This window comes from Myxococcus llanfairpwllgwyngyllgogerychwyrndrobwllllantysiliogogogochensis, assembly GCF_006636215.1.
Taxonomy (GTDB): Bacteria; Myxococcota; Myxococcia; order Myxococcales; family Myxococcaceae; genus Myxococcus; species Myxococcus llanfairpwllgwyngyllgogerychwyrndrobwllllantysiliogogogochensis.
Genome location: NZ_VIFM01000063.1, coordinates 36,287 through 47,831 on the forward strand (window position 1 = coordinate 36,287; position 11,545 = coordinate 47,831).

Consider the following 11,545-nt stretch of genomic DNA (forward strand, 5'->3'; position numbering starts at 1 on the left):
CCTCGCTCGCATGACTACTCGGCCGGGGGACCCACCGGCTCGGCTGGGGGCTCCGCGGGCTCGGGCGGAATGTAGCAGGCCCAGGTGGGCTCCGGCTCCGGCGGAGGCGGGTCCTCCAGGCCACCGCCCGGCGGCGGCTCCTCGCCCGGCGGCGGAAGCGGAAACTGCCCGAAGGCCCGGTACACGCTGACCTCGCCCGGACGCGGCTCCACGACGACGGACGGAAGCAGGTACGGCCGGGGCGGCGCGTCGGGGTCGGGCTCGCCCGGCTCCGGGACGAAGGTGTCGATGAGGTTGATGGTCACCGGCGCGGTGGAGTTGGGCGGCAGCACCAGCGCGAAGTAGCCCAGGAAGCTCTCCGAGCCGGGGAGCACGCTGAAGCCGATGGGCGACTGGCCCGGCAAGCCCTCGGGGGGAGCCCAGTCCAGCGCGAAGAGCTGACCGGCGGACGCCTCCGCGATGCTGCCGACCGGCGTCTGGAACAGGTCCGCCAGGAAGCTCATGTCGTGGACCCACAGGAGCGCGACACCGCCCGTCTTCGTGGAGTCCAACAGGTCCGCCGGCGTCGTGGGCGTGCCCGCCGCCGTCATCGCCTGGGCCACCGCGTCCAGCGCGCCCGTGTTGCCCACCAGCACCGCGGACTGGCCGTAGCACTGCGTGACGCTGGCGAGGATGGGCCGCACGTACGTGGTGGGGAAGTACGTCGTCGGCGGCAGCGGGATGGGGAACTCGGGGTCCAGCACCACGCCCTCCGCGGGGGGCGTGGCGGACGCGATGTACGTCGCCGCGTCGCCCGAAGGAACGCCGACCAACTGCCACGTCCCACCGAAGTCCGAGGGAGACGCCGCGAACCTGCTCCCCTCGGGCGAGGACAGCGTCACGCTCCCGCCGGTGATGGCGGACAGGGCGGTGTAGGGCCCGTTGAAGACGCCGGGTATCGCCTCCGCGGTGACCTCTTCGGGGAGCGTCATGAAGGCGATGAGGAACGCCTCCGGGTCGTAGACCACGCCCGAGATGTTCGTCGTGCGCGCGGGGAGGTCCACCACGGGCGCGGTGTCGGGCAGGACGATGACGGGCGCCTCGGAGTCGGCACACCCGCCGACGGCGGCGCAGAGCAGGAAGCTGGAAGCCAGGGAGCGGAGCTTCATCGGAGTCCTCGGGGCTCAGCGCACTGGCAGCACGTGCTCGGCGGGAGCCGTCGTCACGTGGCAGGCGTTGGCGCAGTTTCCAAAAGCGTTGGGGGGGGAGTTGATCTCCTGGAACGGCAGGTCGAAGTACTCCGTGCCGTGGGTGCCCGGGTGGCAGCCGGCGCAGGCAATCATGCTGGGGCGCAGCGTGCTCTCGCGCGTCAGGTGGCACAGGGTGCAGTCACCCTTGTTCTGGACGTACTTGGGCGAGTTGATGTGCAGCCGGTGGACGAAGTCCGACACGTGCCCGACGACGTCGTCGTGGTGGCACACCTTGCACGTTTCCACGTGGTCAACGGAGACGCCGTGGTGCACGTTGCTCAGCGAGCTGACCCCGTTGTGACACACCTGGCAGTTGCCGATGCGGCCCGGGTACGTGGTGGGCTCGGCCTGGCCCACCTGGAAGAAGAACGGGTCCAACCGGTTGAGCCGCTCGCCCTCGAAGTTGCGGTGGCCCTTGAGCAGGATGGCGTAGGTGCCGGGCTTGGCGTCCGGCGGCAACGTCACCGTGTAGCGCGTCGTCGGCTGCACCCACGGGCCGCCCGCGACGGCCATGATGTCCGGAGGCACGTAGAACTGCGGCTCGCTCGAGGCGGGATAGGAGAAGTAGTCCGTGGGCACGAAGCCGCCGTTGACGACCTTCAGGTCCTGCAGCGGCCCGACGACCTTGAAGCCGGACTCGGACGCGCTGCTGTCACGCCACGTCAACAGCATGAACTCGTTGAAGTAGGCCAGGCCGTTGGAGCCCTCCTCCATGTAGGTCATGAACGAGGGCATGGAGCCGCGCGGGTGCAGGCCATGGCCGTCGCCGTCCTGGAGCGACACGACGAAGTCCACCGTCTCGCCCGCGTTGAAGAAGTTGCCGTTGGGGGGGCGGGAGACCTGCACCTTCTGCTTGAGGCCGAAGCCGCACGGCGTGGGCACGTCCGTGGCCAACCCATCCGGCCCCAGCTCGTAGCAGGTCGGGGGGCGCTCTTTGGCGTCCTGGAAGGTGACGGGGAAGAGGAAGGGCTTCTGGGGGAGCTGGCTCCACGTGAAGCGGATGACGCCCTCGCCCCGCAGGTCCGGCATGGTGAAGGACTTGAAGGGGTTGGTGGAGTTGGCGAAGGACACCTTCACCGCCGTGGCGAACTCGAGCGCGTCGTAGTTCGCTGCCCTGTGCGGCGTGGGGTCTCCGGGGAACAGCGGGCGCTGAAGGCCCGTCACCGTGAAGCTGGCACGGGTGCGGCCCGTGACGGGGCTCTCCGCGAGGAAGTCCGAGCGCAAGTAGGTCTGGCTGACGCGCACGTTGCCGTCCGCGTCCAGCACCTCCAGCAGGAAGGTGTCGTCCGTGGCCAGCATCCACGCGGCGTTCTCGTAGAACGTCTCGCGCAGGAACGTCTGCGGCTGCAGGCGCTTCCACCCGTCACGCCCCGAGGACAGGCCCGACCAGTCCAGGTCCTTGAAGTACGACTCCAGGCGCATCCACGCCGCGGGCGTGCGCTTGTCGTTGTATTCAGGGAAGCGTGCCAGCTCGACGTCCATCGCGGAGAACTCGCGCAGGAAGTACAGCTCACCGGCGGAGACGACCATTCGCGCGTGAGGCTCGCTCGGCTCGAAGGGCGCGTCCGGCCTCGGGTAGCCGTCATTCATGTTGTAGCAGGTGTCCCCGTAAGCCGGCAGGTTCAGGTCCCCCTTCGTCACGGGTTCACCCGTGGGGAGGATGGCGCAGCCCTTGAACCACAGCAGGGACAGGGAGATGGCACCGGAGGCGGAGCTGTCGTACGGGTCGAACGCGCGAGCACCCCGGCCACGGGTTCCTTCCGTGTCGGCCGTGTCGAACAGGTTGCACCCCGAGGCGACCGCCAACACCGGGAGCATCAGGACCAGCTTTTTCAGGGACAGTGTCATGGGGTTCGAGTCCAGCCCGGCGCACCGAGAACAGGGGACGGTGTAGGGCAAGGCGTGTATCCTACTTTCTAAGAATGCGCCGCGCCAATCACTGGCCGCTGGCGCGTCGCGTCGGAGTCCCCTGGGTCTTCAGGAAGCGGTACATGGCGCGCAGATCCTCCTCCTTCATGGAGGCGAAGGCCTGCCAGGGCATGGCCAGCTTGTTGACCTGGCCCTTGCGGCTGGGCGCGGCGCCCAGGTCCTTGAAGGCGGTGAAGCGGGCGACGAAGGCGTCCTCGTCCAGCCCCTTCATGACGGGCCCGCCGGGCAGGAGGGACGGAATGGGCTCCGCGCCGAAGGGCGTGGGCGCGGCGCGGCCACCCGCGAAGGGCTTCGGTTCCTCATCCGCGCTGGCGTGGCAGAAGGCGCATTGGGCGACGGTCGCCAGGTAGCGGCCCCGGGCGATGGGGTCCGCGGCGGGCTCGGCGACGGGGCCGGGCAGGGGCGCGGCCAGGTCCTGGATCTCCGCCGTCACCTCCGGAAGCAGCTTGGAGGGGGGCGTGGCGCGGGCCACCGCGGGCACCGTGCGCAGCCAGGCCACCACGGCGCGGGCGTCACCGTCCGACAGCGTGGTGCGCCACTCCATGTACGGCATCATGGGAAACAGCGTCCGTCCGTCGCGGCCATAGCCCTCACGCAGGGTGCGCAGCAGCTGCTCGTCCGTCCAGCGCCCCACGCCGTGCTCGGGGTCGGAGGTGATGTTGGGCGCGCACAGGGTGCCCGGCATCTCCCATTCCTCACCGAAGCACGCGCCCGCGAGCACCGGCCCCGACACCGGCCCGCCGAAGCGGCCGTAATCCCGCTCGGTGTGGCAGCCGACGCAGCCGAGCACCGACTCCGCCAGATACCGTCCCCGCGCCACGAGCGCCGAGTCAGCCGACGCGGGCACCACGGGAGGCGCCACCGGCTTCGCGGCGACCACGGGCGGGGCTGGAGGTGGCGGCTTGGGAGCCTCTTCCCGTTGACGACAGGCCGCCCCGGCGACGAGCAGCACCACGGACACACTCCACCCCCAGCTTCGACTCCCTGCGTTCACTCGAGTGTCTCCCGTTCCTATTCCAAGGGGGGCCCGTCCACCGGACGGCCCGAGCGCAGGGCCGTGAGGGCCCGGCGGTATTCGATGGGGAGCCGGTCCGCCTTCACCAGGACCTCGCCCGCGAAGTCCAACGGGTGCGCGCGCGGACGCTGCCCCTCCGCGATGCGGCGGTCCTGCTCCAGGATGGCCGACTCCGACTTCACGAAAAGGTCCGCGAAGTTGCGGATCCTCGGGTGGTACGAGGCGAAGTAGAAGCACTGCATCTTCTCCTCGGACCAGGGCGAGGCCACCGCGTAGACGGTGTGCGGATAGAAGAGGGTCGGCTTGAAGGACAGCCGCGCGGCGAAAGGGAACGTCACGTCATAGGTGAGCGTGGTCCGGTCCACCCGGGGCGGCGCGCCACCGACACCGGGCGCCAGCGCGGGATACACGATGCGCGCGGAGAGTCCGTCCGACCGCTTCTCCACGTCGTAGGGCGGCACCTCGGGCTGGTCCGGATTGCCGAACGTCCCCTCATGCACGAAGGAGAGGTGGGCCACGTCCAGGACGATTTCCACCATGCGGCCGGCGGCGATATCCCAGTCCAGGCGCGGCAGCGGCACCGTGGCCACCGTCGTCGTGTCAGCCAGCTCCGGCCATTCTGGCAATGGCGCGGCGGGCTCGGGTGAAAGACAGACCCAGACCAGGCCATGCCGCTCCGCGGCATGAAACGTCGCGAGCCGGGCCCGCTCCGGAATGGGCGTCTGGGGTTGCGAGGGAATCCGGACGCAGCGCCCGCTCTCGCCGTACGTCCAGCCATGGAACGCGCAGCGAAGGCCCTCGGGGGTGATGGAGCCTGAGCAGAGGTCCGCGCCGCGGTGCGCGCAGTAGCGCTGAGAGGCCGCGACGCCAGAGCCGGTGCGCCAGAGGACCAGATCCGTCTCCAGCAGCCGGGCTGGAAGAGGCGCGTCCCGCAGCTCGTGGGAGTACGCCACCGGATGCCAGTACGGGGCGAAAGCGTCCCGGTACGGGCGGACCTCGTGGGCCGCGCTCATGCCAGGGCGAGCGGGGCGATCTTGCTTTCGATTTCCTCGAGGAGGAAGTCGATCTCCTCTATCTCGTCGAGCTTCTCGGGAGCAGCGGACACCGCCTCGGCGGTAGTCGATGTGGATACTGCTGTAGCAGCCAATTCGGAGGGGGACTGAGCAGTCTCTTCCGACGCCATGGGATGGCCTCCACTACACAGGGGAGGCGGATGCTCGGGGGAACGCTGGGGGAATGTCAACCCACCGTGGCTTTCCTCACCTGTCACAACGCCACTAGACTGCGTTCATCCATGCCCCCTGCCCCCTCCGTCGTGCGCATCGTGGCCATGTTGTGTCTGCTTCATGGCACCGCCCACGCGGAGCCCTGGAAGAAAGCCAGACCCGGCACCACGACGGAGTCGCAGTTGCGCATCCTGTTCGGCGAGCCCGACTCACGACGTCGTGAGGATGGCGCGCTGGTGCTCGACTATCAGGGTCAGTCCTCGCCGGCGGGCACGAGGCATGCGCGTTTCACGGTGGATACACGCACCCGAAGGCTCCAGCGCATCGATGTCTTTCCCACCCGGCCGCCCTCGCGCGCCGCGGTGGAGAAACAATTCGGCGCGGCGTGTCCCAAGGTCGGCCGGAGCAAGAAGCCCTGCTACCTGGTGAAGGCCACGGCGGACACCACGCTGTACTTCCACTATCCCTCGCGCGGCCTGGCGGTGTTCTTCACCGGTGCCGACGTGCGCGCGCTGACCTACGAGCGTCCTGTCCGGGGGCGCCTCGCGCTCTCCTCCAGCGTGGAGCCGCCGCTGGAGCTGGGCTCGGGGAGTGACGGCGTTCGGAGCACCAACGCATCGGGCGACACCGTGTCCGCGTCCGGCACCGACGCGGAGGACGACACGGAGACCGCCGACGGGAACACCGTGGAGGCCTTCGCGGAGCCCGCCTCCGACACCGCGAACGCGCCCGCCGCCGCGAGCCTGGCGCTGGCGGTGCCAACCATCGACGGCGAAGGCGAGGGCCAGGCACCGCGTCCACCGGCGTCCGCTGACGTGGACACCTCGCTGCGGCCCGTGGTGGTGGCGGACATGGGGACGTCTGTCACGTCGGGCCCCTCCGTGCCGGGCGAGGGGCCCCAGCCGGTGACGGAGGAGGCCGCGGTGGAAGACCCTCTGCACCCTTCCGCCTTCCTCAAGGTGCCGGAGCTGCTCACGGTGGGCGGCTTCTATCTGCAGCGCGCGGAGGTATCCGGCGCCACCCGGGCGCTGAGCGCGAAGACGGGCGTGGACCCGTTCTTCCCGGCGCTGCTGGACGTGTACCTGGACTTCAAGCCGTTCGACGGGCTGCGCAGCTTCGCGGTGGGCCGGATGGCGTACGACCCGTTGGACCCGCTGCTCTCCACGCCCGTGACGAGCCTGGACCGGCTGTGGATCTACTTCGGCCTCTTCGACCACGTCTTCATCACCGCGGGCCGTCAGCACATCAAGTGGGGCAGCTCGAAGATCTGGAACACCACCGACTTCCTGCGCTCGCGCAATCCGGACCCGCTGTTCCTCTACGACTTGAGGCCCGGCGTGGACATGGTGAAGGTCAACGTGCCGTGGGAGGAGATGGCCGCCAACCTGTGGATCATCGGCACCGCGGACCTGGTGGACACGACGAGTGGAGTGGGCGGACTGGAGGACGAGGACCGCGTGCGCTACGGCGGCGCGGTGCGCGCGGAAATCGCGCTGGGCACCAGCGAGCTGGCGGCGACGGGCTCGTTCTATGAGGGGCGGCGCCCCCGCTATGGCCTGGACTACTCGCTCGGCCTGGGGCGGCTGGACTTCAACACGGAGATCGCCCTGGTGCATGGCGCGGACGTGGCCACGTGGGAGCGCGCGGCGGACGGTGGCTTCCAGGTGCGGGCGCTGGACGGGTTGCAGGTGCAGGCCAGTGGCGGCATGCAGGTCGAGCTGCGGGTGGCGGACACCTTCAAGACGGTGGTGCGGTTGGAGGGCTTCTACAACCAGTTGGGCAGCGATGACCGCGAGCTGCTGACGTGGGTGCAGACCGTCGGCGACTTCCAGCCGCTCTACTTCGGCCGCTTCTATGGCATGGCGCAGGTCGCCGTCACCGCGCGCAACATCTACGAGCCGACGACAACGCTCACCTTGCTGGGCAACGTGGGCGACCCCTCCTACGTCGTCCGGCTGGACATCAACGCCTCCCGGCTGCGTGACGTGACGGTCGCGGCCTTCGTGGAAGTTCCCTTTGGAGAGCGCGGCGGCGAGTTCCGCTTTCAGCCCGACCCCACCGTGGCGCCTGGTGCACCGGTGGACATGGGGTTGTTCCGCGCGGGCATCAACGTTCGCCTCAGGCTCTGAGCCCTACCCACATGACAGTTCCAGACGATTCCGCCCCGGCCTCCCCCAGCCAGCAAGGACGGAAGGTTCCCCCTGTCGATTCCGTCGCCGCGCCCGGCGCCGCCACCCCTCTGCCCGAACACGCTCCAGCGCACGAGCCCGGACCGCGCCCCGTCCTCTCCGACGAGCAGCGCCAGCGGGTGCTCTCCACCTTCAACGCCTCCGAGCGGGAGTTCGAGGGCGGCGACACGGTGGTGGCCTGCTTCGAGCAGCAGGTGGACCGTGCGCCCGACGCGACGGCGCTCGACTTCGAGGGCACGCGGCTGACGTACCGGGAGCTGGATGAGCGCGCCAACCGGCTCGCGCGCCACCTGCGCTCGTTGAGCGTGGGGCCGGAGACGCGCGTGGCGCTGTGCGCGGAGCGCTCCGTGGAGCAGGTGGTGGGGATGCTGGGCATCCTCAAGGCGGGAGGCGCGTTCGTTCCGTTGGACCCGGCGCATCCTCCCGAGCGCCAGGGCTTCATGCTCTCCGACAGCGGCGCGCCCGTGGTGCTCGCGCACCAGCGGGTGATGGACGAGCTGCCGCTGCGGGGCGAGATGCTGGTGGAGTTGGAGGGCACCCGGCCGGAGTACGCGCACCTGCCCGTCGGACGACTGGACGCGGTCGCCACGCCGGAGCACCTCGCCTACGTCATCTACACCTCCGGTTCCACGGGACGCCCCAAGGGCGTCCTGGTGCCGCACGCGGGGCTGCGCAATACGGCTTTGGCCGCGGTCCAGGCGCATGGCTTCCGGCCGGAGGACCGGGTGCTCCAGTTCGCGTCGATGACCTTCGACGCCTCCGTGTGCGAGGTCTTCGCCACGCTGCTCGCGGGTGCGACGCTGGTGCTCGCGCCCCAGGAGCGACTGCTTCCCGACGCGCCCCTGCGAGCGCTGCTGCGTGAGCGCGCCGTCACCGCCGTCACCCTCACCCCATCCGTGCTCGCGCAATTGGAGACGGAGGGACTGGAGGGGCTGCGCACCGTCATCTCCGCGGGCGAAGCCCTGCCCATCGCCGTGGCCGAGCGCTGGAGCGAGGGGCGCCGGATGCTCAACGCCTACGGCCCGACGGAGGCCAGCGTCTGTGCCGCCATCACTCCGCACGCGGTGGTACCGGGCGCCATCACCCTGGGCACGCCGTGGCCCAACACGCGGCTCTACGTGCTCGACGAAGCGCTGGAGCCCCTGCCCCCCGGCGTGGCCGGCGAGCTGTACATCGGCGGCGTGGGCGTGGCCCGTGGATACCTGGGCCGTCCGGACCTCACGGCGGAGCGCTTCCTGCCCCATCCCTTCAGCCCCATCCCCGGCGCGCGGCTGTACCGCACCGGAGACCTGGCGCGGTGGACGCCGGACGGAGAGCTCGAGTACGCGGGCCGCGCCGACACCCAGGTGAAGCTGCGCGGCATGCGCGTGGAGCCGGGTGAAGTCGAAGCCCTGCTCGCGCGCCATCCCGAGGTCCGCGAAGTCGCGGTGCTCGCGCGCGAGGTGACGGCCGGAGAGCTGTCGCTGGTGGCCTTCATCGCCCCGGACGTGGGCCTGGATGCGGCCCGTGTCAGCACGGCCCTGCGTGCGTGGCTGCGACAGCAGCTCCCCGAGCACCTGGTGCCCTCCGTGCTCATGACGCTCTCCACCCTGCCCCTGACGACCTCGGGGAAGGTGGACCGGCGAGCGCTGGGGGTGATGCCGCTCGAGCGCGGCGATGCATCGGGCGCCCTCCCTGGAGGCGAGCCTCGAGGAAAGCTGGAGGCGCTGCTCGCGGGCCTGTTCCAGCAGGTGCTGGGTGTGGAGAGGGTGGGGCGGGACAGCGACTTCTTCGACCTGGGTGGGCACTCGTTGAGCGCGACGCGGCTGCTGGCGCGCGTACAGCATGCGGTGGGGGTGGAGCTGCCGCTGAGCGCGCTGTTCTCCCACGCCACGGTGGCCTCCCTGGCGCGCGCGCTGGGGCCCAAGGCCGCGTCGCTCGGAGCGCCCCTGGCGGGCCCCACGCAGCTTCCCATCGACGCCGTCCCGATGACGTCCCTGGCACAGGAGCGGCTGTGGTTCCTTCAACAGCTTCAGCCCGACTCGGCGGCGTACCTCGTTGTCGACGCGCTGGAGTTCCGGGGCGTGCTCAGCGTGCCCGCGATGGAAGCCACGCTGCGCCGGATGGTGGAGCGACATGCCGCTCTTCGCGTCACCTTCACGCCCGTCGAGGGCAGCCCGCGCCTGCACACCCACGCGGTGCACGAGCCCGTGCTCGCCGTGGAAGACCTGTCGCGGCTCCCGCGCGAGGCGGGGACACCGGAGGCCGTGCTCCAGCGCCGACTGAGTGAAGAAGCCGCGCGCCCGCTCTCGTTGGAAGACGGGCCGCTGTACCGGTTCCGCCTGTTCAGCGTTGGCCCCGAGCAGCACGTGTTGCTTCTGGTGCTTCACCACCTGGTGGTGGATGGCCTGTCCATGGGCATCCTCCTGAATGAGCTGGCGCGGACGTACTCCGCCGTCCAGGAAGGCCGTGAGCCCACCCCGGCTCCGGTGACCATGACCTACGCGGATGTCTCCGCGTGGCAGCGCACCCCCGAGGTGCGCGCGCGTGAGGACATCCACCTCGAGTACTGGAAGCGACAGCTCGCCGGTGCACCGGCGCTGCTCATGCTCCCCACCGACAAGCCTCGACCGCCGGTGCTCTCCGACCGGGGCGCGTACTCGCGTCGACACGTGCTGCCCCGCGAGGTCCGTCAGCGCCTGGAGGCCCTGTGCCGGCATCACCAGGTGACGCCATTCATGGCGCTCTATGCCGTCTTCGCCACCCTGCTCCACCGCTACTCCGGCGAGCAGGAGCTGTGCATCGGCACGCCTGTCTCCGGCCGCAGTCACGAGTCCACGGAGGAGATCGTCGGTCTCTTCATCAACACGCTCGTGCTGCGCACCCACCTGTTGCCAGCCGCGCCCTTCTCCATGCTGCTGGCCCACGTCTGGGCGATGTCACTGGAGACCTTCAGCCACCAGCACGCCCCTTTCGAGCGGGTCGTCGATGCGCTCCATGTCGAGCGCAGCCTGAGCCACGCGCCGCTGTTCCAGGTGATGTTCGACCTGCGCCGCGTCGACTCGCCCCTCTCCTTCACCGGCCTGTCTTCGCAGCACGTCTTCGTCGACAACGGCACCAGCCAGCTCGACCTCGCGCTCACCGCCACCGAGCTGCCGGACTCTTCGCTCCAGCTCTTCTTCCAGTTCCGCACCGACCTCTTCGAGCACGCCTCCGTCGAGCGGATGCTGTCCCACTTCGTCCTGCTGCTGGAGCAGGCCCTCGCCGCTCCCCAGCTTCCCCTCTCCGAACTCTCGCTTCTCGACGCCGACGAGCGACGACGCGTCCTGCTCGACTTCAACGACACCGAGCGGGCCTTCGACGCAGACGGCACTGTCGCTTCTCTTCTTGAAGCCACGTTCGCTCGCACTCCCGACGCTGTCGCGCTCGTCGCCCCGGATGCCACGCTCACCTTCGCGCAGCTTCACGCACGCGCGTCGCGTCTCGCGTCCCACCTCGCAGCGCTGGGGGCTCGTCCCGAGGCCGTCGTCGGCGTCTGCGTCGAGCGCTCCTCGGAGGCCGTCGTCTCGCTGCTCGCCGTTCACCTCACCGGCGCCGCATGCCTTCCGCTGGAGCCGTCTCATCCACCAGCGCGCCGCGCCCTGCTGCTTCAGCAGTCCCGCGCCAGCCTCGTCGTCGCTTCGCCCTCGCTGTTTGACGGCGTTCAACTCGACGCGGTGCTCGTGCAGCCACAGGACGCCCTGCGACCCGGTGCGGCGCTCGCGCAGCCCTCACGCGCGCACCCGGACAACCTGGCGTACATCCTCTACACCTCGGGCTCCACCGGCGTGCCCAAGGGCGTCCTCTCCACCCAGCAGAACGTCGTCCACTGCTTCGACGCCTTCGACTCCCTCTACTCCACTTCCCCCGGCCACACCTGGGCCGCCTCCGGCAGCCTCTCCTTCGACATCCACCAGGAGGAAATCCTCTTCAGCCTCT

The 11,545-nt window shown here is 70.0% G+C and carries 7 protein-coding genes; 2 read left to right on the plus strand and 5 right to left on the minus strand.

Annotation, left to right across the window (positions count from 1 at the left end; all coding sequences use genetic code 11):
- Positions 1-14 precede the first annotated feature (14 nt).
- The 5 genes from FJV41_RS17790 to FJV41_RS17810 form a co-directional block, all read right to left on the minus strand.
- On the minus strand, positions 15-1,148 hold the full coding sequence (locus FJV41_RS17790) for a hypothetical protein (protein WP_141643695.1): 1,134 nt from the start codon (positions 1,146-1,148) through the stop codon (positions 15-17).
- 15 nt (positions 1,149-1,163) lie between these two features.
- Entirely contained in the window at positions 1,164-3,077 is a 1,914-nt protein-coding gene (locus FJV41_RS17795; protein ID WP_141643696.1) for a hypothetical protein, read from the minus strand.
- A gap of 88 nt (positions 3,078-3,165) precedes the next feature.
- On the minus strand, positions 3,166-4,113 hold the full coding sequence (locus FJV41_RS17800) for a c-type cytochrome (protein ID WP_246137263.1): 948 nt from the start codon (positions 4,111-4,113) through the stop codon (positions 3,166-3,168).
- Between the two features lie 56 nt (positions 4,114-4,169).
- Positions 4,170-5,186 carry a Rieske 2Fe-2S domain-containing protein gene (locus FJV41_RS17805; RefSeq protein WP_141643697.1) on the minus strand — a complete coding sequence of 339 codons (1,017 nt, stop codon included), beginning with the start codon at positions 5,184-5,186 and terminating at the stop codon, positions 4,170-4,172.
- Complete coding sequence (locus FJV41_RS17810) at positions 5,183-5,356, minus strand: Xan family putative trans-acting RiPP leader peptide (RefSeq protein WP_141643698.1); 174 nt, start codon at positions 5,354-5,356, stop codon at positions 5,183-5,185. The genes FJV41_RS17805 and FJV41_RS17810 overlap by 4 nt, the downstream gene beginning before the upstream one ends.
- Before the next feature lie 111 nt (positions 5,357-5,467).
- On the opposite strand from FJV41_RS17810, the gene FJV41_RS52320 reads away from it, so the two are divergent.
- Together FJV41_RS52320 and FJV41_RS17820 are read left to right on the plus strand one after the other, a co-directional pair.
- Entirely contained in the window at positions 5,468-7,528 is a 2,061-nt protein-coding gene (locus tag FJV41_RS52320; protein WP_174487678.1) for a hypothetical protein, read from the plus strand.
- 179 nt (positions 7,529-7,707) lie between these two features.
- The coding region (locus FJV41_RS17820; RefSeq protein ID WP_181790732.1) for a non-ribosomal peptide synthetase at positions 7,708-11,545 on the plus strand (3,838 nt) is incomplete at its 3' end.

Coding starts and splice junctions, on each gene's coding strand:
- FJV41_RS17790 (WP_141643695.1), bottom strand. CDS start 1,148: ATGAAGCTCCGCTCCCTGGCTTCCAGCTTCCTGCTCTGCGCCGCCGTC.
- FJV41_RS17795 (WP_141643696.1), bottom strand. CDS start 3,077: ATGACACTGTCCCTGAAAAAGCTGGTCCTGATGCTCCCGGTGTTGGCG.
- FJV41_RS17805 (WP_141643697.1), bottom strand. CDS start 5,186: ATGAGCGCGGCCCACGAGGTCCGCCCGTACCGGGACGCTTTCGCCCCG.
- FJV41_RS17810 (WP_141643698.1), bottom strand. CDS start 5,356: ATGGCGTCGGAAGAGACTGCTCAGTCCCCCTCCGAATTGGCTGCTACA.
- FJV41_RS52320 (WP_174487678.1), top strand. CDS start 5,468: ATGCCCCCTGCCCCCTCCGTCGTGCGCATCGTGGCCATGTTGTGTCTG.